Source organism: Blautia sp. AM28-27 (assembly GCF_003480905.1).
GTDB lineage: Bacteria > Bacillota > Clostridia > Lachnospirales > Lachnospiraceae > Fusicatenibacter > Fusicatenibacter saccharivorans.
In genome coordinates this window covers 84,312-108,038 of the sequence record NZ_QUJK01000003.1, presented here as the reverse complement: position 1 = coordinate 108,038, position 23,727 = coordinate 84,312, and the positions used below count along the sequence as shown (strand labels likewise).

The 23,727-nt window shown below is 51.2% G+C and carries 21 protein-coding genes; 7 read left to right on the top strand and 14 right to left on the bottom strand.

The window, feature by feature from the left end:
• Positions 1-10: 10 nt before the first annotated feature.
• The 8 genes from DW743_RS06825 to argC form a co-directional block, all read right to left on the bottom strand.
• On the bottom strand, positions 11-1,489 hold the full coding sequence (locus tag DW743_RS06825) for a sensor histidine kinase (protein ID WP_022462210.1): 1,479 nt from the start codon (positions 1,487-1,489) through the stop codon (positions 11-13).
• The gene (locus DW743_RS06820) at positions 1,434-2,123 is read right to left on the bottom strand and encodes a response regulator transcription factor (RefSeq protein WP_022462209.1); all 690 of its coding nucleotides are present in this window, start codon (positions 2,121-2,123) and stop codon (positions 1,434-1,436) included. The genes DW743_RS06825 and DW743_RS06820 overlap by 56 nt, the downstream gene beginning before the upstream one ends.
• Before the next feature lie 17 nt (positions 2,124-2,140).
• Entirely contained in the window at positions 2,141-2,845 is a 705-nt protein-coding gene (locus tag DW743_RS06815) for a helix-hairpin-helix domain-containing protein (protein WP_117761039.1), read from the bottom strand.
• Between the two features lie 113 nt (positions 2,846-2,958).
• Positions 2,959-3,390, bottom strand: a complete 432-nt coding sequence (locus tag DW743_RS06810) for a DMT family transporter (RefSeq protein WP_022462206.1) — start codon at positions 3,388-3,390, stop codon at positions 2,959-2,961.
• A gap of 292 nt (positions 3,391-3,682) precedes the next feature.
• Entirely contained in the window at positions 3,683-4,873 is a 1,191-nt protein-coding gene (locus DW743_RS06805) for an aspartate aminotransferase family protein (protein ID WP_022462205.1), read from the bottom strand.
• Positions 4,860-5,756 carry an acetylglutamate kinase gene (gene argB, locus DW743_RS06800; RefSeq protein ID WP_117761227.1) on the bottom strand — a complete coding sequence of 299 codons (897 nt, stop codon included), beginning with the start codon at positions 5,754-5,756 and terminating at the stop codon, positions 4,860-4,862. The genes DW743_RS06805 and argB overlap by 14 nt, the downstream gene beginning before the upstream one ends.
• A gap of 107 nt (positions 5,757-5,863) precedes the next feature.
• Positions 5,864-7,087, bottom strand: coding sequence for a bifunctional glutamate N-acetyltransferase/amino-acid acetyltransferase ArgJ (gene argJ, locus DW743_RS06795; RefSeq protein ID WP_117761037.1), 1,224 nt, complete (start codon positions 7,085-7,087; stop codon positions 5,864-5,866).
• Positions 7,088-7,139: 52 nt separating this feature from the next.
• Positions 7,140-8,180 (bottom strand): N-acetyl-gamma-glutamyl-phosphate reductase, encoded by a 1,041-nt coding sequence (gene argC / locus DW743_RS06790; RefSeq protein ID WP_117761035.1) that lies wholly within the window; start codon positions 8,178-8,180, stop codon positions 7,140-7,142.
• Between the two features lie 282 nt (positions 8,181-8,462).
• Here argC and DW743_RS06785 point away from each other — a divergent pair, with 282 nt between their 5' ends.
• The gene (locus tag DW743_RS06785; protein WP_055218598.1) at positions 8,463-9,695 is read left to right on the top strand and encodes an argininosuccinate synthase; all 1,233 of its coding nucleotides are present in this window, start codon (positions 8,463-8,465) and stop codon (positions 9,693-9,695) included.
• A gap of 97 nt (positions 9,696-9,792) precedes the next feature.
• Here DW743_RS06785 and DW743_RS06780 read toward each other — a convergent pair whose 3' ends face one another.
• Genes DW743_RS06780 through DW743_RS06770 form a run of 3 tightly spaced genes read right to left on the bottom strand, consistent with a single transcriptional unit; the run spans position 9,793 to position 13,673 of the window.
• Positions 9,793-11,610, bottom strand: coding sequence for an N-acetylmuramoyl-L-alanine amidase (locus DW743_RS06780; RefSeq protein WP_117761033.1), 1,818 nt, complete (start codon positions 11,608-11,610; stop codon positions 9,793-9,795).
• A gap of 15 nt (positions 11,611-11,625) precedes the next feature.
• Positions 11,626-12,810, bottom strand: a complete 1,185-nt coding sequence (locus tag DW743_RS06775) for an iron-containing alcohol dehydrogenase (protein WP_082424905.1) — start codon at positions 12,808-12,810, stop codon at positions 11,626-11,628.
• A gap of 23 nt (positions 12,811-12,833) precedes the next feature.
• The gene (locus DW743_RS06770) at positions 12,834-13,673 is read right to left on the bottom strand and encodes a carbon-nitrogen hydrolase family protein (protein ID WP_117761031.1); all 840 of its coding nucleotides are present in this window, start codon (positions 13,671-13,673) and stop codon (positions 12,834-12,836) included.
• A gap of 643 nt (positions 13,674-14,316) precedes the next feature.
• On the opposite strand from DW743_RS06770, the gene DW743_RS06765 reads away from it, so the two are divergent.
• Positions 14,317-16,080 (top strand): ABC transporter ATP-binding protein, encoded by a 1,764-nt coding sequence (locus DW743_RS06765; protein WP_055264910.1) that lies wholly within the window; start codon positions 14,317-14,319, stop codon positions 16,078-16,080.
• A gap of 67 nt (positions 16,081-16,147) precedes the next feature.
• Positions 16,148-17,932 (top strand): ABC transporter ATP-binding protein, encoded by a 1,785-nt coding sequence (locus tag DW743_RS06760; protein ID WP_117761029.1) that lies wholly within the window; start codon positions 16,148-16,150, stop codon positions 17,930-17,932.
• Positions 17,933-17,934: 2 nt separating this feature from the next.
• Here the strand turns inward: DW743_RS06760 and DW743_RS18105 are convergent, their stop codons facing one another.
• Positions 17,935-18,288, bottom strand: coding sequence for a hypothetical protein (locus tag DW743_RS18105; protein ID WP_173815799.1), 354 nt, complete (start codon positions 18,286-18,288; stop codon positions 17,935-17,937).
• 13 nt (positions 18,289-18,301) lie between these two features.
• On the opposite strand from DW743_RS18105, the gene DW743_RS06750 reads away from it, so the two are divergent.
• From DW743_RS06750 to DW743_RS06735, 4 genes are read left to right on the top strand one after another with little or no spacing between them, the layout of a single operon-like run.
• The gene (locus DW743_RS06750; RefSeq protein ID WP_243004553.1) at positions 18,302-19,255 is read left to right on the top strand and encodes a metal ABC transporter substrate-binding protein; all 954 of its coding nucleotides are present in this window, start codon (positions 18,302-18,304) and stop codon (positions 19,253-19,255) included.
• The gene (locus DW743_RS06745) at positions 19,255-19,962 is read left to right on the top strand and encodes a metal ABC transporter ATP-binding protein (RefSeq protein ID WP_117761024.1); all 708 of its coding nucleotides are present in this window, start codon (positions 19,255-19,257) and stop codon (positions 19,960-19,962) included. The genes DW743_RS06750 and DW743_RS06745 overlap by 1 nt, the downstream gene beginning before the upstream one ends.
• The gene (locus tag DW743_RS06740; protein WP_117761022.1) at positions 19,959-20,783 is read left to right on the top strand and encodes a metal ABC transporter permease; all 825 of its coding nucleotides are present in this window, start codon (positions 19,959-19,961) and stop codon (positions 20,781-20,783) included. The genes DW743_RS06745 and DW743_RS06740 overlap by 4 nt, the downstream gene beginning before the upstream one ends.
• A gap of 43 nt (positions 20,784-20,826) precedes the next feature.
• Positions 20,827-21,351: a VanZ family protein gene (locus tag DW743_RS06735; protein ID WP_117509519.1), complete on the top strand. Its 525-nt coding sequence runs from the start codon at positions 20,827-20,829 to the stop codon at positions 21,349-21,351.
• Positions 21,352-21,448: 97 nt separating this feature from the next.
• On the opposite strand, the gene DW743_RS06730 is transcribed toward DW743_RS06735, so the two are convergent.
• Both DW743_RS06730 and guaB read right to left on the bottom strand, forming a co-directional pair.
• Entirely contained in the window at positions 21,449-22,159 is a 711-nt protein-coding gene (locus DW743_RS06730; RefSeq protein ID WP_117761020.1) for a peptidoglycan recognition protein family protein, read from the bottom strand.
• Between the two features lie 101 nt (positions 22,160-22,260).
• On the bottom strand, positions 22,261-23,718 hold the full coding sequence (gene guaB / locus DW743_RS06725) for an IMP dehydrogenase (RefSeq protein WP_117509520.1): 1,458 nt from the start codon (positions 23,716-23,718) through the stop codon (positions 22,261-22,263).
• Between the last annotated feature and the right edge of the window lie 9 nt (positions 23,719-23,727).

Here is a 23,727-nt window from a genome sequence, read left to right as displayed (position 1 = left end):
GCGCCACCTCCTACATCACGTAATTCAGAGGAATCCGCACGGAAAATGTCGTTCCCTCGTTTTCTTTGCTGTATACACGGATCGCTCCCCGGTGCATGACAATCGCGCTCCGCGCAATCGCAAGGCCAAGGCCGGTTCCGCCGATTTCCCGCGAGTGGGACTTGTCCACGCGGTAGAAACGCTCGAAGATATGCGCAATCGACTCCTCCGGGATGCCGATGCCGGAGTCTGCCACCGTCACGTAGAAATATTTGTGATCCGCATTTAAGGATACACGCACCCATCCATTCTCGTTGTTGTATTTGATGCCGTTTTCGATCAGATTCGAGAACGCCAGCGAGAGCTTCGTCGCATCCACCTCCGCATTGACCGGGCGGAAGCTGTCGAGAATGAGCTCCACATTTTTCTGTGCGGCAATCGGATGAAGCCGCTTCAGCAGCTGCTCTAACAGCTCGTTGATATTGACCTGGGTGATATTGAGGTCTGCCACCTTTTTATCCATCTTGACCAGCGACAAAAGGTCGGTAATAATCTGGTTTTCGCGGTCGATCTCCGAGGTAATATCCTGCATGAACTCCTGATAAAGTTCCACCGGAACGCCCTCCTGCCCGTTCAGCGAATCCGCCAGAACCTTCATGGACGCAAGCGGCGTCTTTAACTCATGCGAGACGTTCGAAACAAATTCCTGGCGGGAATCGTCGAGCGTGCGGACGCGGGTCAGCATCTTGTTGAATGCGTCCGTGATCAGCTCTGTCTCGAGGTAATCCGGAACAGAAATGCTTTCGTCGAGATAGCCGTCGGTGATGTCCTCGATGGAACGGGTGACCTTCTGGAACGGCTTCATCAGAATGCCCGCGAGCAGATAGCCAAAAACCAGCACGAGAAGCGCAATGATCGAAAGAATCGTCATTCCCTTCGTCTCCAGAATTTTCATATTCGCACGGATCTCATCCGTCGAAATGCTGACGAGCATAACGCCGAGCGTCTCCTTCGTCTCGGTATTCTGAATCCGCACCGTCATTTCCAGATAGCTGTTTTTCCGGTCATACTGGCTCGTCTCCTTGCCCTGAAAGCTCTGGATGACCTCCTGCGAGATAATCGTCTTTCCGCGGTCCATATCGTACGTATCTTTGATGACGCGGAAATCCTGATCGATAATCAGGATTCTGCCGCCGTAGATATTTGTCAGCATACTGAGCTGTCCGTTGATGACATCCGATCCAGGATCTTCCATGTAATTCTGCTGGATGAGCTGGTTGCAGATAATATCGCACTGATTTTTTACGGTAATGCTGCGCACCGATACCGCACGGTCCTCATAGCTGTTTACGATGCTCTTCTCAAGGATCACACACGGTACAATGCCGATGATCACAAGAATCACCGTGATGCGGAAGCGCAGACTCCGCAGAAACTTCCATTTTTCTTTGTTTTTAAGCCTGGAAATAGTAACCAACTCCCCACTTTGTGTGAACGTACTTCGGTTCACTTGGATTTTTCTCAATCTTTTCGCGCAGACGGCGGATATGTACATCTACGGTGCGCACGTCGCCCGGGTACTCATAGCCCCAGACAATATTCAGCAGGTTCTCTCTGCTGTACACCTTGTTCGGATTGAAGACGAGAAGCTCGAGCACATCGAACTCCTTCGCAGTCAGATTGATCTCGCGGTCTCCGATGAAGACTCTTCTGCTCTCGCAGTCGATCCGCAGGTCTTTCACCTGTACGACTTTTGCTTTCTCTTCTTTTGGCTCCTGGCGGGCCGCACGGCGCATGATGGCCTTGATGCGTGCTTTTACTTCCAGAATGTTGAACGGCTTTGTGATGTAATCATCTGCGCCGTATTCCAGTCCCAGGATTTTGTCCATGTCCTCGCCCTTTGCGGTCAGCATGACGATCGGAACGTTGGAAAATTCACGGATCTGCTGGCAGACGGACAATCCGTCCAGCTTTGGCAGCATCAGATCCAGAAGGATCATATCGTATTCTTTTTCTTTTGCCATGGAGAGTGCTTCCTCGCCGTCGTATGCGCAGTCAACCTCCATGCCGTCCTGCTCCAGGCTGAAGCGGATTCCTTTTACGATCAGTTTTTCATCATCAACTACAAGAACTTTCTTTGCCATTTCTTCTCCTTCTTGTTCTAAACCTCGATAGAACCCCTTATCTTTTCAAACATCTTTTCCTTGATGCCCTCAATGTTCATAATCTCCTCAATCGAACCAAACGGGCCGTTTGCTTCGCGGTAGGCGATGATGGCATCCGCACGGCTCTCTCCGATGCCGGAGAGTGTCATCAGTTCTTCTTTTCCGGCCGTGTTCAGGTTGACTTTGCCGGAACCGGAAGCCTGCTCCGTGCCGCCCGTATTCTGCTGCGGCGTTTCCGTGATTTCCATGTTTTCTGCCTCCTCGCGCGTCCAGACGGTGATCTGCTCTCCGTCTTCGATTTTCCGTGCAAGATTGAGGATTTTTTCTTCAGCATCCGGCAGAAATCCGCCTGCCGCTTCCACAGCCTGCACTACGCGGCTTCCGCCCGGCAGCGTGTAGACACCGGGGGAAGCGACCGCACCGCAGATATAAACCTGCACCGTTTCTTCCGGTGCTGCCTCCTGTGCCTCACGTTTTTCCGGAATGCCTGTGGTTTCTCCAGCGCTTTTTTCGGAAACCGTCTGCTCCTCATCCACTTCCTTCTGATTCCCGAAAACGGTTTCCGCCGTGCTCCCGCCTGTGCTATCTGACAGTTTGTATTCTGTATCCCTGTGGTTGCATCCGCAGAGCAAAAAAACCAGCATCGCCGCCAGTATTTTTGCATGTTTTCTGCCTCTGTTCTGCTGTTTTTTCAATTTCATGCTGTGTACTCCCTTCCGCTTCGCATCTGACGCGCAAGGGTCCCTTGTGTACGCATAACTACGTTTCTATTGTATCGAAGAAACCATAAAAATACAAGTAGAAATCTTAATCGTTATTCCCACTGAAACACTACAATTCCCACAACTGCCACTGCCATGCCGAGCAGCTTGCGCACGGTGAAATCCGTTTTTTCCATACCGAAAAGGCCGAACAGTTCAATCAGCCACGCCGCTGCGAGCTGGGAAATGACGATCAGCATCGCCGCCTTCGCCGGGCCGAGCCCTGCCATACTCCAGATAACCGTGATCGTGATAAACGCGCCAATTGCCCCGCCGAGCAGCAGATACCACGGCTTTACGCGGAACAGATCCCCGATCGGCTCCCTCCCGGTAATGCACCATGCCGCAAGACAGACGACAAACGCACTGATCTGCACCCAGCCGGCCGCCAGCCATGTACTCGTCTGTTTCGTCACCTCCGTGTTGAAAACACCCTGAATACTCATCAGCGCTCCGGAGAGCAGCGCTGTTAAAATTCCCGCCATTGATTTTTCCTCCTGCTGTTTTTTTATGTACTCTCGGAGTCTTTCTGCGCTTGATTTTACGAGAAGATTTTTTGTCAGCTGTGCCCAAATTTCTGAGGCGTACGCGGTGCGTACGTTGATGAAATTTGGGTGCAGCTGGCGGAAAATCGGCCGTAAAAGCAAGTGCAGAAAGGCTCCGAGAGTACATTTTATACTATTCCTTTTTTCCCCGTTTTTATACAGAACTCAGGGACAGCAGGAAAACAGCCGACCGGTCTCCTGCCTAGGAAACCAGACGGCTGTCTATTTCACATTACTGTAATGCTTTCTCCAGTTTTTCAATCATTTCATCGATGTCATCTTTCGTAATCACAAGCGGCGGTACCATACGAAGAACGTCGCTTCCGGCGGAAATCACAAGAAGTCCGTTCTCAATCGCGCGGTTGATGACTTCTCCGACCGGACGGCCCGTTACGACAAGGCCCTGCATAAAGCCTTTTCCACGGCGTGCTGCGAGGCAGTCATATTTTTCCACCAGTTCGTCCAGCTTTTTCTCCAGATACGGAGCCGTCTCTGCTACATGCTCTACGACATGCTGTTTCTCATAGCATTCAAATACAGCATTGACAGCCGCGCAGGCCAGCGGGTTTCCGCCGTATGTCGTTCCGTGGTCTCCCGGAACGAGCGAATGCTCTGCCGTCTTTTTATTCAGCACGAAGGCGCCGACCGGAACGCCGCAGCCAAGTGCTTTTGCACACGTCATGACATCCGGCTGTACGCCGTAATCCTGCCATGCGAACAGTTTTCCTGTTCTTCCCATGCCGCACTGGATCTCATCGAGGATCAGCAGAATGTCGTGCTCGTCACACAGATCGCGCACGCCCTGTAAAAATTCTTTCGTTGCCGGATAGATACCGCCCTCGCCCTGTACAGTCTCCATGATGATCGCACATGTCTTGTCGGTAATCTGTGCCTTTACGCTCTCCAGATCATTAAAATCCGCAAATTTAATGCCGCCGATCAGCGGTTTGAACGGATCCTGATAATGCGTATTTCCTGTTACAGAAAGCGCTCCAAGGCTTCTTCCATGGAAAGAATGGTTCATCGCGATGATCTCGTGATCGTTGCTGCCGTCTTTTAAGTAAGCGTATTTTCTCGCTACTTTGATGGCTCCCTCGATCGACTCCGTACCGCTGTTCGTAAAGAATACTTTATCCATGCCGGATGCCTTCGCCAGCTTTTCTGCCGCGGAGCCCATCGGAACATTGTAGAACAGGTTGGAAACATGGATGACTTTGTCCACCTGGTCTTTCACTGCTTTTTTATAATCGTCATTGCTGTAGCCGAGCGCATATACCGCGATACCTGCTGCAAAGTCCAGATATGCTTTTCCGTCGGTGTCATACAGATGAACGCCCTCGCCGTGGTCGATCACGAGCGGGAACCGGTTATAGGTGTGGAGCACGTACTGCTCGGTCTGTTCCATATACTCATTTGTCTTCATGATTGAATTTCTCCTTGTTTTCCCCTAAAATCGCCGTACCAATTCCTTTGTTCGTAAAGATCTCAAGCAGCAGGCAGTGCTGGATTCTTCCGTCCATGATGTGGACTCTTGAAACACCGTTCTCAATCGCGTCGATACAGCCCTGGAGCTTTGGAATCATACCGCCACCGACATTTCCGTTGGTGATGAGATCTCTTGCTTCCTGTACGTGGAGCTCGGAAATCAGGCTCTCCGGGTCCTTCGGATCTTTGTATACACCCTCGATATCGGTCAGGAATGCCAGTTTTTCTGCATTTAACGCCTCTGCGATCGCGCAGGCTGCGTCGTCTGCGTTAATGTTGTAGGTGTTGAAATCATCGTCCATGCCAACCGGGCAGACAACCGGCAGGAAGTCGTTGTCCAGAAGATCGTACAGCACCTTCGGATTTACATTTTTGATATTTCCAACGAAGCCGATGTCCTCTCCCTTGGACAGCTTTTTCTCTACGTTTAAGAGACCGCCGTCTTTTCCGCTGATGCCGACTGCGTTGACACCGAGCGACTGAATCATGGTGACAAGCTCTTTGTTGACCTTATTCAGCACCATCTCTGCCACTTCCATCGTATCCGCATCCGTTACACGAAGGCCGTTGACAAACTTCGGTTCCATGCCGACCTTTCCGACCCAGCGGCTGATTTCCTTTCCGCCGCCGTGTACGATGATTGGTTTGAATCCAACCAGCTTCAGAAGAACAACGTCCTGAATAACGTTTCTCTTCAGCTCTTCATCCACCATCGCGCTTCCGCCGTATTTGATGACAATGATTTTGCGGTTGAACCGCTGAATATAAGGAAGTGCCTCGATCAGCACATTTGCTTTGTCCAGATACATCTGATTTACCATGATTTTTTCCTCGCTCTCCTCTTTTGATTCCTGGTTCTGCTGTACCGGAAACACGATTTCCCGGCACGTTTTCGTTGTATTCCCTCAGAATTTCATCCGAATGTTTTTTAAGAACGGTAATCCGCATTAATTTTTACATAGTCATAGGTCAGGTCGCAGCCCCATGCCGTTGCTGTCGCCTCTCCCAGGTGGATGTCGGCGATCGCAGTTACTTTCGGCTCGGAGAGGATCTTCGTTGCCTCCTCCTCGCTGTAGTCAACGGCAACACCTTTCGTGATAATCTGCAGTTTTCCGGCTGCGCTCTCAAAGTAGAGATCTACATTTTCCGGATCGAATTTTGCTCCGGAGTAACCCATCGCGCAGAGGATTCTTCCCCAGTTGGCGTCATGGCCGAAGATTGCCGCTTTCGTCAGACTCGATGTGATGACGGATTTTGCCAGTGTCACGGCCTGCTCTTTGCTCTCGGCTCCCTGAATCGTCACTTCGAACAGTGCGGTTGCGCCCTCGCCGTCGCCTGCGATGTGCATCGCCTGTGTTTTATTGACTTCAAAGAGTGCTTCTTTGAAAATCTTGTAATCCTCGTTTTCTTCCGTAATTTCCGGGTTTCCGGCAAGACCGTTTGCCAGAAGTAGAACGGTATCGTTTGTGGAAGTATCACCGTCTACGGAAACCATGTTGTAGGTGTCCGGTACGACTTCGCTCAGTGCTTTCTGCAGCATCTCTTTCGAAATATTGGCATCGGTTGCCACAAAGCTCAGCATGGTGCACATATTCGGATGGATCATGCCGGAGCCCTTGCACATGCTGCCGATCGTTACGGTTTTTCCGCCGATTTCGATCTGAACAGCAACTTCCTTCGGATCGGTGTCGGTTGTCATGATCGCCTGTGCTGCTGTAGCTGCGGCTTCTCTTGTAGCTGCAAGCTGCGGTTTCAGCATTTCCACGCCGGCTGCGATCTTATCGATCGGAATCTGTTTTCCGATAACACCGGTCGATGCAACGAGAACGGAGTCCTCTGGAATGGAAAGTGCAGCCGATGCTGCCTCTGCGGTTTTTCTGCAGTAGCCATAGCCCTCCTCGCCGGTGCATGCATTGGCGATTCCGCTGTTGCAGACGATTGCCTGTGCGGTTGGATGGTTGTATACAATCTCCTGGTCCCATTTGACCGGAGCTGCTTTTACGATGTTTGTAGTAAAGGTTCCTGCTGCTACGCACGGTACCTCGCTGTAGACAAGTGCCATATCCTTTACGCCCTGTTTTTTAATTCCTGCTGCGCCGCCTGCTGCCTGAAAACCTTTTGCAGCAGTGATGCCTCCTTCAATCTTTTTCATTCTTTTATCCTCACTTTTCGTAAATTCCGTCTGTTGTCTGCTTCTGTCTTTTTTACGGGAACATCGGCGGCATGCACAGGCCTTCGTTTTCCGGCAGGCCGAACATCAGGTTCATATTCTGTACCGCCTGTCCTGCTGCGCCTTTGACCAGGTTGTCCATCGCACCCATCATGATGATTCGTTTCGTTCTCGGATCGATCTTGAAGTTGACATCCACATAGTTGCTTCCCTCGACCCATTTCGTCTGCGGGCAGACATCCTTATCGAGAACACGTACAAACTGCTCGTTGGCATAATACTTATCATAAACGGCTTTAACCTCTTCGTAAGTCACATCTTTTTTCAGGGATGCATATGCCGTTACGAGAATGCCGCGGTTCATCGGAACAAGATGCGGGGTGAAGTTCAGGGTGATCGGGTAGCCGGCTGCATAGGAAAGCTGCTCCTCGATCTCCGGTGTGTGGCGGTGGCCGGCAACGCCGTATGCCTTGATATTTTCATTAACCTCGCAGTAGAGGTTGTCCACTTTCGCTCCTCTTCCTGCTCCGGAAGTTCCGGATTTTGCATCGATGATGATGGTGTTGCCATCAATGAGATCTTCCTTTAATAAAGGATAAATCGAAAGAGTTGAGCAGGTCGGATAGCATCCCGGGTTTGCCACGATGCGCGCCTGTTTTACTTTCTCACGGTTGATCTCGGACAGTCCGTAAACTGCCTCGTCGATATACTGCGGGGATTTATGCTCGATCTTGTACCACTCTTCATACGTTTTTACATCTTTAATACGGAAATCGGCGCTCAGGTCGATGACCTTTACTTTCGAAAGAATTTCATCATTTACCAGGGAAGCACAGAGTCCCTGCGGAGTTGCTGTAAAAATGACGTCTACTTCCTTTGCAAGCTGCTCCATGTTGTCGTCCTTGCAGACATCGTCTACTAACTGAAACATATTCTGGTAAACCGACGCATATTTCTTATCGATATAGCTTCTGGAACCATACCATTTAATCTCCACATCTTTGTGTCCCAGGAGAATACGCACCAGCTCGCCTCCTGCATATCCTGTAGAACCGATAATTCCTGCTCTGATCATACCTTTTTCTCCTTTTTTCTTTCGCCCGTTTTCTTGTCTTGCCGGACATTTTTTCTTTTCTCTTTATGATAGCTCAATTATTTTCTTTTTTCAATGAAAAATCTTTGTTTTCTGCTGTCATATACTGTCGATTGCATAAGTATACACCTCGAATGTATATTATGCAAGTTTTTTTTGAATTTCTGAAAAAAAGCTTGCATAATCCTGTCGTATGATGTATATTTTAGTCATTGACGATGCACCGCGCATATAGGTGCACGAGAAATCCAAGGAGGATCTTACATTATGAAAGAAAAAGTTGTACTTGCCTATTCCGGCGGACTTGATACTACTGCCATTATTCCGTGGCTGAAAGAGACCTTTGACTACGAAGTAATCTGCTGCTGCATCGACTGCGGCCAGGGAAACGAGCTGGTTGGCCTCGATGAGAGAGCAAAACTTTCCGGCGCTTCCAAATTATATATCGAAAACGTTATCGACGAGTTCAGTGAAGACTTCATCATGCCATGCGTAAAAGCAGGCGCTGTTTATGAGAACAAATACCTGCTCGGTACTTCCATGGCACGTCCGGTTATCGCAAAGAAACTCGTTGAGATCGCAAGAAAAGAAGGTGCTGTTGCCATCTGCCACGGCGCTACCGGTAAAGGAAATGACCAGATCCGTTTCGAGCTCGGCATCAAAGCCCTTGCTCCGGATATCAAAGTAATCGCTCCTTGGAGAATGACCGATGTATGGACCATGCAGTCCCGTGAAGACGAGCTGGCTTACTGTAAAGCACACGGCATCGACCTTCCGTTTGATGCAAACCACAGCTACAGTCGTGACCGTAACCTGTGGCACATCAGCCATGAGGGACTTGAGCTTGAGGATCCGTCCAACGAGCCGAACTACGACGATCTTCTCGTACTGACCACTCCTCCGGAAAAAGCTCCGGACGAAGGCGAGTACGTAACCATGACCTTTGAGGCCGGCGTTCCGAAGACCTTAAACGGAAAAGAAATGAAAGTTTCTGAAATCATCACCGAGCTGAACAAGCTGGGCGGAAAACACGGCATCGGTATTGTTGATATCGTTGAGAACCGTGTTGTCGGCATGAAATCCCGCGGTGTTTATGAGACTCCTGGCGGAACCATCCTGATGGCTGCACATGAGCAGTTAGAGGAGCTGATTCTCGACCGTGAGACCCTGAAAACAAAGAAAGATCTCGGAAACCTGCTTGCTGAGGTTGTTTACGAAGGAAAATGGTACACTCCTCTGCGCGAGGCAATCCAGGCATTCGTTGATGTAACCCAGAAATATGTAACAGGCGAAGTAAAATTCAAACTGTTCAAAGGCAACATCATCAAAGCCGGCGAGTCTTCTCCGTACAGCCTGTACAATGAGTCTCTTGCTTCCTTCACCACCGGCGATCTCTACGATCACCACGATGCAGACGGATTCATCACACTGTTCGGTCTGCCGCTGAAGGTTCGTGCGATGAAAATGCAGGAGCTGGAGAAAAACAACAACAAATAAGATCTGATCCTATGGATTCCCAAAAGAAAGCGGACTCGCTCCGCTTTCTTTTTTTGCATGCAAAAAGGACCCGCCCATTTCAGACAGGTCCCTTTGTTTATTCGTAATATGCGTCGATTCCGTCCGCAATTCCCTGTGCCATCTTGTTTCGGTAATCCTCGGTTGCCATCAAACGGTCCTCGGAAGGATTGCTCATGAAGCCAAGCTCAATGATCGTGACCGGAATGGTACTCCAGTTGATGCCGCTCATGGAATCGGTGTAAATCACATCGCGGTTCTTCGCACCGGTGTCTTTGCAGAATGCTGCGATCATCTTCTGGGAGAGCTTCTGGCTCTTGCTGACCACATCACCGGAAAGATACGTATTTCTGCTGCTCGGTGCCATCGTGAGTGCTCCGTAAACCGACTGGTTCGAATCTCCGTTCGCGTGTACACGCACGAGAATGTCTGCTCCGTTCTGCACGGCAAGTTTTGCACGCTCGGAGTTGCTGATATTGACGTCGTGCGTCTCGCGGATCATGTAAACATCGTAGCCGCGCTCCTCAAGGATATCGCGTACCTTTAAAGATACCGCAAGGTTCAGCTCATACTCATTGATGCCGGTTGCCACACCGCATGTTCCGGAAGCAACCTTCGCCTTATAGGTCGATGATCCCGGTCCGATCGGCTCTTTCTCGCTGTTTCCTCTTCTCTGGTGTCCTGCGTCGATTGCCACGCAGATATTTTTGCTGTTCCGGCGGACACCGTTTTTATCAACGTAATAGCCGTCGATGTAGGTATCCTTATAGATGCCGCCCCAGCTTCGGAAGTAATACGTTTTTCCGTCCACTTCCTGCCAGCCGTTCTTGTAAATACCGCCCCAGCTCCGGAAGTAATACGTTGCGCCTTTGATCGTTACCCATTGGCTCTTATACATGCCGCCCCAGCTCTGCAGGTAATACCAGTTATTATCATACCACAGCCATTCACTGTGCATCATTTTGCCGTCCTGCCTCAGATAATACCAGTTCTTGTCATACAGCAGCCAGCCTTCCCCTTTTGGGGTTCCGTTGCTGTCCATGTAATACCAGTCACTGCCCTTGGCCGCCCAGGCGTTCACGCGCATGCCGCCCCAGCTTTCAAAGTAATAATCAACGCCGTCAATCGTCTGCCAGCCGGTACTCATCACACCGTCTGCGTCTACATGGTACGTTCTTTTATCATGCACAAACCACTGATTCGTTCTGAGGCTTCCGTCCTCATTCAGATAGTACCATGTTCCGCCGACTTTTTTCCAGCCCTGGAATCCGGCTCCGCCCCAGCTCTCGAAGTAGTAGAGCGTTCCGTCAATCTTCTGCAGTCCGGTGCTCATCACACCGTTTTCATCTACATGGTATGTTCTCTTGTCGTGAACGAACCATTCATTCGTTTTGACGCTTCCGTCCTCGTTCAGATAGTACCATGCCCCGCCGACTTTTTTCCAGCCCTGGAATCCGGCTCCGCCCCAGCTCTCAAAATAATAGAGCTTTCCGTTGACCATCGAAAGACCCGTGCACATGATTTCGTCTGCATTCAGATAATATCTCCGGTTCAGATGGGTGATCCACTCTCTGGCGGCCATCGTGCCGTCCTCTTTTCTGTATTTCCAGCTTCCGTCCTCCTGTTTCACCCAGCCGGCAGGAAGTTTCTCTTCCGGCTCCTGTTCGTTGTCCTCACCTGGAATCGTAACAGCCGGCGTCTCGTTTTCCGAAGTACCGCTCTGCTCCTGCGCTGCCGCTTCCTCATCCGAATTCTGCTCGGAACTTTCCGTCTCATCCTGCTGCCAGGTTACGGCCGTGCCGTCATTTTCTGCTGCGCTTACCCTTGCCGGAAGCGCCCAGCCTCCTGCCGCAACGGCCGCTGCGATCAGCAGTGCTGCGATTTTCTTTTTTGCCATCTGTTTTTCCTCCTTTTATCGCGCCATCTGGTAAATCTCATATACTTCCTGTGCGCCCAGCTTGCGGATGCGGGACAGTTTTACGGTGTCCTGCTGTGTTGCATCCATGGAAAGGGCACGCAGATCCTCATCCGACGGGTTCAGAATATCAAGCTCATGCAGGGAGGTCGGCATGCCGAGCGAATGGAAGAACGCTACTGTGCGCTCAATGCCTTCCGTTGCCCGTTTGTGATCGCTTCCCTCTGTGATGCCCCAGACTTTTTCTGCAAACCGTGCAAACCGCCAGAGAACCGTCTCCTCATCGTACTGGTATTTCGCCCAGGCACCCCAGACTGCCGCCAGGGATGCGCCGTGTGCTACATCGTATTTTGCACTTAACGCATGGCCAAATTTATGTACCGAAAAATCTTTGCCGCGTCCGCACTCCGTCAGTCCATTGTGTGACAGGCTTCCGCACCACATGATTTCCGCCATCGCATTGTAATCGGATGGGTTTTCCAGAACCTTCGGTCCGTTTTTGATTACGGTACGGAGGAGTCCCTCTGCAATCTCGTCCGTCATCTCGCACTGGCTCTCCGGAATGAAATAGCGCTCCATCGTGTGCATCATGATGTCGGTTACGCCGCAGGCAATCTGGTATTTCGGCAGGGTTGCTGCCAGCTCCGGATTCATGATGGCAAATTTGCAGCGGTTGAACGGCGTGTTGATGCCTGCCTTTTTGCCGATTGCCTCGTTTGTCAGAACGGCGGAATCACTCATCTCGCTTCCGGCTGCCGGAATCGTCAGAACCGCTCCTACCGGGAGAGATTTTGTCAGCGGTACTTTTTTCGTCCAGATATCCCAGAGTGCCTCCTCCGGATTTGCAGCTCCGTGTGCAACGGCTTTTGCGGTGTCAATCGAGCTTCCGCCGCCGACGGCAAGAATAAAGTCTGCCTGCATTTCCACTGCTTTTTTCACACCCTCCTCGGCAAGGGCAAGTCTCGGGTTTGGTTTTACGCCGCCAAGCTCTTCAAAGGCAAGGCCCTCTTTTGCAAGAGATGCTTCCACTCGGTCCAGAAGACCGCTCCGTTTTGCACTTCCGCCTCCGTAAACGACGAGCACCTTTGTGCCGCCCCATTTCTTTACCTCAGCGCCTGCCTGGTTTTCGGTCTCTTTTCCGAACACGACTTCCGTCGGGGTATACTGTATAAACTGATCCATCTTCTTATTTCCTCCCTGCATTTTTATTCTTCATAAATCCGTACGTTTCCCGAGCTTACACGGTAAAGATCGTCTCTCCTGTTTTCCAGAGACGGGATTTCATTTCTTGTCCGCTCCAGCACTTCCGGATCCAGCTCTGCGATGAGTACCTGCGGGGTATCATCTGCCTCCGCAAGAATTTCGCCGTCCGGCGCAATGATCATGGAATGGCCGTACGCCTCAAACCGCGCTTTCTGGCCGCACTGGTTGGCGGCGAGCACGTAGCATCCGTTTTCAATGGCGCGCGTGCGCAGCAGTGCTTCCCAGTGGCGCTCTCCCGTTGCTTTCGTAAAATCCGCCGCTATCAGAAATGCATCTGCTCCGGAGGATGCCATCAGCCGGTACTGTTCCGGAAAGCGGATATCGTAGCAGATGCTCATGCCGAACAGGCCAAGCGCCGTGTCCGCAAGAACAATTTCATTTCCCGGGCAGATCTCGCGTGATTCTTCGTAGGAGACACTGCCCGGAATATTTACGTCAAACATATGTATTTTGCTGTATTCTGCAATCGTTTCTCCATCTGGTCCGAACAGAAACGACGTGTTGGACGGACGCCCCGGATGGCGCCGTACCGTCATGCTGCCGCAGTGCAGATAGACATCGTACCGTTTGGCAAGGCTGGAAAACCGGCGGCTGACGTAGCCCGGCACTGCACTTGCGTGGCCCGGCATGTCTGCTCCCGTGTATTCTGCGGTCTCCGGGAAAAGAATCAGCTTCGCTCCCTGTTCCGCCGCCTCCCGCACATACTGCTCGGCCATACGCATATTTTCATTCATATCCGGCCCGGAATCCATCTGCACCAGGCCTGCAATTATTTTTTCCATCTTTTTGTCCCCTCGTTTCACATGTTATCTTGTGATTTTTCCGCTTATACTCTCGTTTATTATATCGCATATTCCCCAAAACAGCTACCCAAATTCGCAATTTTCATACCTTTTGCAGCTTTTATTTTTTAATTTTTGAAAATAACAATTGACAAATCCGGAAAACAGGAGTAGCTTAGAACCATAAGCTGTCGTGTTCGATCAGATGCGGCAGAAAAAATCATGAAAGGAGAACACCACTTATGATCAATCTTATTTATGCATCCAGCGTAAAGCAGAATAAACTTCGTATGGCGATCAAACCAGGTGGCTGCCCTTCTTTCGAAATTCTTTGTAAGCATTAACTCTGCATAACAAATCTCTATGCATTCTTTATGCCTGCTATTTCGCACAGAAGGCGCGGTACGTTGATACTGCGGCTTTTTTTATTGCTATAAACAGTACGAAACCGTTCTTTCCGGCTTCGCTCCGTTTCCGGCAGGCAGATTCCGCGGTCTTCTTACCGCATCGATTCCCTTCTTTTATATACAAACGCAGCCTTCGCTTTCGTTTCCCGTTGTTCCGTTCCCACACTTACGGAGCTTTTGAAAGCCTATGTTCTGCCAGACACCCAAACGACATCAATGAGGAGGTTTTAACATTCATGAAGAAAAATCCAATCGGTAAGTACCTGCTCCAGAACTGGTACTACTACGTTTTCGCTTTTGGTTCCATGGCCTTAAGTGTCTTTCTCGATATGCTCGCGCCGCTTGTCACGCTGCACATCGTGGATGACGTGCTGGTCGGTCACAAAATGGAACTGCTCTGGAAATACCTTGCCGCCTTTCTTCTGATCGGTGCCGCAAAAGCCCTGTTTCAGTACATCAAAGAATTTTTATTCGATGTCAGCAGCGTCCGCGTCGCCAGCCAGATGAGGGACAACCTGTTCCGCCACGTCCAGCGGCTTTCGGTGGAATACTTTGACAAAAACAATACCGGCGAACTCCTCGCCCGTGTGCGCGATGACGTCGACCGGATCTGGGATATCCTCGGCTTTGCCGGCATGCTGATCTTAGAAGGCCTGATCTGTATCATGATGGCAATGGTCAGTATGGTCAAACTGGATCTGCCGCTGACACTCGTCTCCGTGGCGATCCTTCCTTTCGTCGCAGGCATCGCAATCCGCCTCGAAAAAGAACTCGACCGTGTCTACGATGCGATCAGCGAGGAAAACGCCGTCATGAATACCGTTGCACAGGAAAATCTCGCCGGTGTCCGCACCGTCAAATCCTTTGCACGGGAACCGTATGAGATCAAAAAATTCCAGAAACACAATCAGAAATACTGCGATCTCAACATGGATCAGGCGCGCGTCCTGATGAAATACGATCCCGCCATCTCGTTTCTTACGAAGCTGATGCGCGTGCTCGTCCTTCTCGCGGGCGGCTACGGTGTTATCCACGGACGCATTACGCTCGGTGTTTTAACGGCCTTTATGGAGTACACCTCCAAGATCACCTGGCCGATCGAAAACGTCGGCTGGCTCGGCAACTGCTTCGCTTCTGCGATTGCTTCCAACAAGAAGCTGAACAAAATTCTCGCAGAGGAGCCGCAGATCGCAGAACCGGAAAATCCGGTGGAGCTTTCAAAACTTCCGGGTGACCTGGAATTCCATCACGTCGATTTCTCCCTGCATGACACACCGATTCTGCAGGATATCGACTTTACCTTAAAGCAGGGCCACACACTCGGCATCATGGGTATGACGGGTTCCGGAAAAACAACCATCGTCAATCTGCTCGAGCGTTTTTACGATGTCACCGACGGTTCCATCTGTCTCGACGGCCACGATATCCGCACCCTGCCGCTGCGCACCGTGCGCGATACTTCTTCCGTCGTCATGCAGGACGTCTTCCTGTTCTCAGATACCATTTCTGAGAATGTCCGCCTCGGCAGCCGCAGCACGATGAAATCCGAGGAGGTACATAACGCTGTCTCCGCTGCATGTGCTTCCGAGTTCGTCGACCATCTTTCGGATCAGTACGAAACCGTCATCGGCGAGCGCGGCATGGGACTTTCCGGCGGTCAGAAGCAGCGTCTTTCCATCGCACGCGCCCTGGCAAAACAGGCTCCGGTCCTCGTACTGGATGATTCCACCTCAGCGCTCGATATGGAGACCGAATACGAAATCCAGAGCCATCTCGCCGAGAAAAAAGATGTTTCCAAGATCATCATTGCCCACCGCATTTCTTCGGTGCAGAGTGCCGATGAGATCCTGTATCTCGATCACGGACGCATCGCCGAGCGCGGCACGCATGAGAGTCTGATGGCACAGAAAGGCCTGTACTACTCCACCTGGGAGGCTCAGTACGGTGATTACCATAAAGCAAAGGCAGCCCTCGAGCAGGCACTTCCTGCCAATGCTTAATTCAATTTAATTTGTTACCCGACAACTTCTGTATTTACTTACCCGTTAAGAGAGGAACAATACGATTATGGCTATCAATTCCAGTAAAGTAGATGAAGAGCAGAAAGAGGTCTTAAAGAGCGCGACCATCCGCCGCCTCTTCTCCTACTTAAAAAATTATAAACGCCAGGTTGCCGTCGTTCTCGTGGTTCTCGCCGTTACCATCGCGATTTCCACTGTGAACCCGCTGCTCCTGGAGTACGCCATCGACGTCAATATTGCGCAGAAAGACTGGCGCGGGCTTGTTGCCCTCTGCGTATTCATGGTTGTAATCAACCTGGTTTACGCGGCCGGTGTCCGCCTGCGGATGCTTCTGATGGCGCGCATTACCAACAACATTCTTCTGGAAATCCGTGACGAGCTCTACACACATATCCAGACCTTAAGCTTCAGCTTTTTCGATACCCGCCCGGCCGGAAAGATTCTGGCGCGCATCATCGGCGATGTCAACTCGTTAAAGGATGTGCTGAACGACGGTGTCACAAAGCTGATTCCGAACATTCTCACGATCATCGCCATTCTGGTGATCATGATGATCAAAAACATCTGGCTCTCCTTAAGTGCGATTCTCGTGCTGCCGCTGATCGCTATCGGCATGTATTTTATTCAGATCGTCGCACACAAGAGATGGCAGACGTTCCGGAAAAAATCTTCCAATGTTACGGCGTATATCCACGAGGACTTCTCCGGTATCCGCATCATCAAGAGCTTTACCGCAGAGCAGGAATCGCAGGGCGAGTTTGACCGGCTTCTTCTTGAGCATCAGAACTCCTTTATCCATGCGGTCCGCCTGGCGGATGGTTTTTCCGCTGTGATCGAGGTAACCTGGGGCATCGGAACGTTTCTTCTGTATTTTATCGGTATTTCCGTGCTCGGCGTGGATGCCGTTCCGATCGGTACGTTCACGGCGTTTGCGATGTATCTGACGATGTTCTGGGATCCGATCCAGAACCTGGCCGGTTTTTACAACAAGCTGATCACGAACCTTTCCGCTGCGGAGCGAATCTTTGAGATCCTCGACACACCGGCGGAGGTTGCCGACAAGCCTGGCGTCACAGAACTGCCGCCGATCAAAGGAGAAGTAACGTTCGACCACGTCAGCTTTGCCTACTCCGATGATCCGGACACGCTGGTTTTAAAAGATGTCAGCTTTACAGCGGCTCCCGGTGAGACGATCGCACTCGTCGGCCCGACCGGCGCTGGAAAGACGACCATTGTCAATCTGATCAGCCGTTTCTACAATATTACTTCGGGAACGGTCCGCGTCGACGGCCACAGCCTGACGGATGTCTCCATCAACAGCCTGCGTGCCCAGATGGGCGTGATGACACAGGACAACTTTCTCTTCTCCGGCACGATCCGCGACAACATTGCGTATGGAAAGCTCGATGCCACGGAGGAAGAAATCATTGCCGCCGCAAAGGCCGTGCATGCCCATGACTTTATCATAGAGCTGCCGGACGGCTATGACACCGAGATCAGCGAGCGCGGTGCCCGTCTTTCCAACGGCCAGCGCCAGCTTCTCGCCTTTGCCAGAACGATGGTGTCTGATCCGCGGATTCTGATTCTCGACGAGGCGACGTCCAGCATCGACACACAGACAGAAATTCAGGTGCAGCAGGGAATCGAAAGCCTGTTGAAGGGCCGTACCTCGTTCATCATTGCGCACCGTCTTTCTACTATTAAAAATGCGGACCGGATTTTCGTGATCGACCACGGAAAGATTTTCGAACAGGGAACCCACGACGAACTGATGGCAAAACAGGGCGCGTACTACCAGCTCTACCAGGCACAGTTCCGCAGGGTATCGTAAAATCAAGAAATTTTCTCAAAACTGCCTTTCTTTTTTACAGGGAAAGGCAGTTTTTTTCCCTCTTTTCTATAACTGGTTTTCCTTTCCTTGACAAATGAATCCTCCCTGCTATATGATGATAACTGATCTTTTTTCGGGGACATTTGTTCCCGTCTGCCGCTTCCCACTCCTGCGGCATTTGTCACGAAACAGTCTGATACGGAGCTTTTTCGAATGCCTCCGTGTTTTCTTTCAGAAAGGAGTATCATGACATTTTTTTCAAAAAAAACGTTACGCCTTCTCCTCCTTCCTGCCCTCCTTCTTCTGACGGGCTGTGCGGGATCCTCAAAAGAGACGGCGGATTCCCAGGAGAACACGAAACTCTCCGCCGTGGCTACGATTTTTCCGCAGTATGATTTTCTGCGCGCCATCGGCGGCGATCATCTCGATCTCCACATGCTGCTTTCCCCGGGTGCGGAAAGTCACTCGTTTGAACCGACACCGGGCGATATGATTACGGTTTCCGAATGTGATCTCTTCGTCTACGTCGGCGGCGATTCCGATGCCTGGGTCGAGACAATCCTTGATTCTGTCGATACCTCGAACAAAGAGGTAGTGACGCTGATGGACTGCGTTGACACCGTTGCCGAGGAAACCGTCGAGGGAATGGAGACCCACGGCCACGCACACGATCATGAGGACGAGGATGCGCACGACCATGAGGACGAAGATGCAGATCACGAGGATGTACACGACCATGAGGACGAGGATACACACGACGAATCTTCCCATGATCATGCGCACGAATCCCACGGCGAACAGGACGAGCACGTCTGGACTTCACCGAAAAATGCAATGCGGATTGTCCAGAAGCTCTGCGATGCGCTCTGCCGCCTCGACCCGGAAAACGCGGACGATTATCAGGCAAACACTGCTTCATACCTCGCTTCGCTTACCTCCCTCGATGAGGAATTTTCCGATGTCACAGCGAATGCCAGCCGCCACACCATCGTTTTCGGCGACCGTTTTCCGTTCCGCTATTTCGCGGACGCCTACGGCCTCGACTATTACGCGGCATTCCCCGGCTGCTCCTCGGAATCCGAGGCGAGTGCCAAAACACTTTCTTTTTTAATTGACAATATCACCAAAGAGCAGATTCCTGTCGTCTTCCACACCGAGCTGTCCAACGAAAAAATGACGGACTGCATCTGTGAGGCGACCGGCGCGAAAAAGCTGCTGCTTCACTCCTGTCACAACGTATCCAAAGATGATTTCGAAAACGGCGCCACGTATCTTTCCCTGATGGAACAGAATGTCGCCGCACTAAAGGAGGCTCTGAACTAATGGCTCTACTTACCTGCAGTGATGTCACCTTCTCCTACGAAGGCATCCCGGTCCTGACCGATGTCAACTTTGCCCTGGAAGCCGGCTCCTACCTCTGTATTGTGGGCGAGAACGGTTCCGGAAAAAGTACTCTGATCAAGGGACTGCTTCACTTAAAAAATCCGTCCACCGGCTCGATCACAACCGGCGACGGGCTTCATCCAAGCGAGATCGGCTATCTGCCGCAGCAGACCGCCGCACAAAAGGATTTCCCGGCGAGCGTCTGGGAAGTCGTGCTGTCCGGCCGGCAGAACCACCCGCATTTCCCGCCGTTTTACACAAAGGCAGACAAAGAGGACGCGCTCCGCAATATGGAGCTTCTCGACCTCCTTCCATTAAAGAAACGATGCTACCGTGATCTCTCCGGCGGCCAGCAGCAGCGTGTGCTTCTCGCTCGTGCGCTTTGCGCCACAAAGAAACTGCTGCTCCTCGACGAGCCGGTCACTGGCCTTGACCCGGTCATGACAAACGAAATGTACCAGCTCATCCGCCGCATCAACCGCGAGCAGAATGTTACAATCATCATGGTTTCCCACGATATCCGCAATATTCTGCCGGACGCAACGCACATTCTCCAGCTCGACCAGAAGCAGGTCTTCTTCGGTCCGATGGACGAGTATCTGAAAACCGAGGCGGGAAAACAGTTTTTAGGAGGTGCTGACTTATGATTTCGAATCTGCTGAAAATGCTTTCTTATCCGTTTATGCAGCGTGCCCTTGTGGTCGGCATTCTCGTCTCTTTGTGTGCCGCACTGCTTGGCGTCAGCCTCGTATTAAAGCGCTACTCCATGATCGGCGACGGCCTCTCCCATGTCGGATTCGGCTCTCTTGCAATTGCAACGGCACTCGGTTTTGCTCCGCTTGCCTTCACAATCCCTGTCGTCGTGCTTGCCGCCTTTCTGCTGCTCCGCATGAACGAATCCAGCAAGATCAAAGGCGACGCCGCCATCGGCCTGATTTCAAGCTCTGCGCTTGCGATCGGTGTCATCACGGTTTCGTGGTCGAGCGGCATGAACACCGATGTCAACAACTACATGTTCGGAAGCATCCTTGCGATGAGTGATGAGGACGTTGTTCTCTCCGTGGTGCTCTCCATCGTCGTGCTGATCCTGTTCGTCCTGTATTACAACCGTATTTTTGCCGTCACTTTCGACGAGACATTTGCCAAAGCAACCGGTGTCCGCGCAGAATTTTACAACATGCTGCTGGCATTCTTAACCGCCATCACCACCGTTCTCGGCATGCGCATGATGGGCGCGCTTCTGATCTCCAGCCTGCTGATTTTCCCGGCACTGACCTCGATGCGTCTCTGCCATACCTTCCAGAGCGTGGTGATCTGCTCCGCGGTTCTCTCGGTGGTGTGCTTCCTTCTTGGCATGTCCCTCTCGTTTTTCCTATCCTCCCCTGCCGGAGCGACGGTCGTAATCGTGAACCTGCTGGCATTCCTGATCTTTTCTGCGATTGCCAGAATCCGCGAGCATACCGCATAAAAAGTTTCCGGTCTGACCTGCTTTGTTTTACCGGAGGTATTTTATGAATCGAATTGTAATTGCACTGTTAAAACCGTTTTCCTTCATCCCGGCGATTCTGATGATGTCGCTGATTTTCTCCTTCTCTTCCCAGAACGGAACGGAATCCTCACAGCTCAGTGAAAAAGTGGCGCGCGGCATTTTCATCACGATCGACCACGTCATGGACCGCGGATGGGATGATGAGAAGATCCAGGAACTGGCTGACGAGTATCAGTACCCGGTGCGGAAGCTGGCTCATATGACAGAGTACTGTCTGCTTGCAATCTGTGTTTCGCTTCCGCTCTACGTCTACGGCCTGCGCGGCTTCGCGCTCACATTTCTTGCCGGCATCCTCTGTGTCGCCTTTGCCGCGAGCGATGAGTTCCACCAGACGATGGTCGCCAACCGCGGCCCGTCGGTAAAGGACGTCGGCATCGACAGCATCGGCGTTCTCTTCGGCATCACGTTTGTACGGCTGTTCTGCTGGATTGCACTCGGCGGAAATACGAAAAAAAGAAAGCGGCGCAGACGGCGTTACTATTACTAAAAATATTGGATAACAGAAAAATCCCCGTTGGAAAAATCATTTCTCCTGAAACTGATTTTCCCAACGGGGATTTTTTCATTTTTCTTAAAAACAGCTCTTAGGAAAGTGAATCCGCATACGCCTGAATATCTGCCTTCATCTGAATCCAGGCATCCTCATGCTCCACGTAGTACAGAGGGCAGAGCTTTTCGGTTACATCATAGTGACGGATCACATCGTCCGAAGTCAGATTGAACCGCTTGCATAAGAAACCGGCGAGCTGGACCACAGAATTGTATGTCTCATCGGTAAATTCACCGCTGTCATCCGGGTGGCAGCATTCAATCGAGATTGTATCAAAATTACGCTGGTTCGATGCATACGACCATTCACTCGTCGGGATACACTGAACGACTTCTCCCTCGATGCCGACGACGAAATGGCTGCTGGCCTGCGCCTCCTGCGTCTCAGGCAGGTTTTCAAAGTAATCACGGTTCTGCATCGCCGTGCTTCCCGGATTTGCGGTGTAGTGAATAACGATACCGTCCACCTTTTTCAGCCTCGTCTGCGGTCTGGACCAGCTGTTCGGCGTCAGAAGCTCCACATCAATCGGCGGAGCGCCGGTCCAGTCGGTGATATCGTTGTCCTCATAATCAGAACCGGAATAGTCAACGGCCGTGATATCACTTGCCGTTTTTGCCACACGGCGGATGCCGCTGTAAATGCCGACGCAGATCAGCACCACCAGAACTCCCGTCAGAAACATTCTGCGGTGAAGCTGGCGCTGCCTCTGTTTTCTTGTCGTTTTTCCCCGTCTCTTCTGTGCCATATGTTCTCTCCCCGCTGCAAATAAGCGCTCCCTCATTTGAAAAGGCAGAAGCTGAAAAGTTTCTGCCCTTTCCCCCTTCTGCCTTTTGCGACTTTTTATTCTTATTTATCGTCCACGCTGTAGTTCGGAGCCTCTTTGGTGATGTGGATATCATGCGGATGGGACTCTTTTAAGGATGCTGCGGAAATCTTCACAAATTTTCCGGTCTCCTTTAAGGTCTCAACATCTTTCGCTCCGCAGTAGCCCATACCGGAACGAAGTCCGCCGATCAGCTGGAATACAGTGTCCTCTACGAGGCCTTTGTATGCTACACGGCCTTCCACACCTTCCGGAACCAGTTTCTTGGCGCCGGTCTGGAAGTAACGGTCTTTGCTTCCGTTCTCCATGGCTGCGATGGATCCCATTCCACGGTATACTTTGTATTTTCTTCCCTGGAACAGTTCGAAATCTCCCGGGCTCTCATCGCATCCTGCGAAGATGCTTCCCATCATGCAGACATTGGCACCGGCTGCGATAGCCTTTGTCATGTCTCCGGAGTACTTGATACCGCCGTCGGCGATGATCGGAGTTCCGGTCTTCTTTGCTTCCTCATAGCAGTCCATAACGGCTGTGACCTGCGGTACACCGATACCTGCAACGACACGGGTCGTACAGATAGAACCAGGTCCGATACCGACTTTAACAGCGTCTGCTCCGGCTGCGATCAGGTCTCTTGTTGCCTCTGCGGTTGCCACGTTTCCGGCGATTACCTGCAGATCCGGATAATGCTCTTTGATGAGACGAAGTGTTTTGAAGATATTTGCGGAATGTCCGTGAGCGGAGTCGATGACGATCACGTCTACGTGTGCTTTTACCAGCGCATCGACACGATCGAGCACGTTTGCCGTGATGCCGACTGCGGCACCGCAGAGCAGACGTCCCTGCTCATCCTTGGCGGACAATGGGTACTTGATGGTTTTCTCGATATCTTTGATGGTGATCAGACCTTTGAGGTTGAAATCGTCATCGACAATCGGAAGTTTTTCTTTTCTGGATTTTGCAAGGATTGCTTTTGCCTCGTCCAGCGTAACGCCTACTTTTGCAGTGATCAGGTTTTCGCTGGTCATGGACTCTTTGATTTTCTTGGTGAAATCAGTTTCAAACTTCAGATCACGGTTTGTAATAATACCAACCAGTTTTCCGTTCTCGGTAATCGGGACACCGGAAATACGGAATTTTGCCATCAGATTATTGGCATCTTCCAGGGTGTGCTCCGGAGACAGATAGAACGGATCGGTGATAACACCGTTCTCAGAACGTTTTACTTTGTCTACTTCTTCTGCCTGCTGCTCAATCGACATATTCTTGTGAATAATACCGATTCCTCCCTGACGTGCCATGGCAATTGCCATACGGTGTTCTGTAACCGTATCCATGCCGGCGCTCATCATCGGGATGTTCAGCTTGATCTTCTTGGTCAGATGCGTAGTCAGATCTACCATGTTTGGGGTTACTTCAGAATACTGCGGAACCAGAAGCACATCATCGAAGGTAATACCATCGCCAATAATTGTACCCATTTTCATTTC

Bases quoted from the DNA above. Each gene is read 5' to 3' on its own strand.
- DW743_RS06810 (WP_022462206.1), bottom strand. From the start codon at position 3,390: ATGGCGGGAATTTTAACAGCGCTGCTCTCCGGAGCGCTGATGAGTATT.
- DW743_RS06780 (WP_117761033.1), bottom strand. From the start codon at position 11,610: ATGGCAAAAAAGAAAATCGCAGCACTGCTGATCGCAGCGGCCGTTGCG.
- DW743_RS06765 (WP_055264910.1), top strand. From the start codon at position 14,317: ATGAAGAAAAATCCAATCGGTAAGTACCTGCTCCAGAACTGGTACTAC.
- DW743_RS06760 (WP_117761029.1), top strand. From the start codon at position 16,148: ATGGCTATCAATTCCAGTAAAGTAGATGAAGAGCAGAAAGAGGTCTTA.
- argB (WP_117761227.1), bottom strand. From the start codon at position 5,756: ATGGTAAATCAGATGTATCTGGACAAAGCAAATGTGCTGATCGAGGCA.
- DW743_RS06730 (WP_117761020.1), bottom strand. From the start codon at position 22,159: ATGGCACAGAAGAGACGGGGAAAAACGACAAGAAAACAGAGGCAGCGC.
- argJ (WP_117761037.1), bottom strand. From the start codon at position 7,087: ATGAAAAAGATTGAAGGAGGCATCACTGCTGCAAAAGGTTTTCAGGCA.
- DW743_RS06770 (WP_117761031.1), bottom strand. From the start codon at position 13,673: ATGGAAAAAATAATTGCAGGCCTGGTGCAGATGGATTCCGGGCCGGAT.
- guaB (WP_117509520.1), bottom strand. From the start codon at position 23,718: ATGGGTACAATTATTGGCGATGGTATTACCTTCGATGATGTGCTTCTG.
- DW743_RS06815 (WP_117761039.1), bottom strand. From the start codon at position 2,845: ATGAAATTGAAAAAACAGCAGAACAGAGGCAGAAAACATGCAAAAATA.
- argC (WP_117761035.1), bottom strand. From the start codon at position 8,180: ATGATCAGAGCAGGAATTATCGGTTCTACAGGATATGCAGGAGGCGAG.
- DW743_RS06820 (WP_022462209.1), bottom strand. From the start codon at position 2,123: ATGGCAAAGAAAGTTCTTGTAGTTGATGATGAAAAACTGATCGTAAAA.
- DW743_RS06745 (WP_117761024.1), top strand. From the start codon at position 19,255: ATGGCTCTACTTACCTGCAGTGATGTCACCTTCTCCTACGAAGGCATC.
- DW743_RS06805 (WP_022462205.1), bottom strand. From the start codon at position 4,873: ATGAAGACAAATGAGTATATGGAACAGACCGAGCAGTACGTGCTCCAC.
- DW743_RS06735 (WP_117509519.1), top strand. From the start codon at position 20,827: ATGAATCGAATTGTAATTGCACTGTTAAAACCGTTTTCCTTCATCCCG.
- DW743_RS06740 (WP_117761022.1), top strand. From the start codon at position 19,959: ATGATTTCGAATCTGCTGAAAATGCTTTCTTATCCGTTTATGCAGCGT.
- DW743_RS06775 (WP_082424905.1), bottom strand. From the start codon at position 12,810: ATGGATCAGTTTATACAGTATACCCCGACGGAAGTCGTGTTCGGAAAA.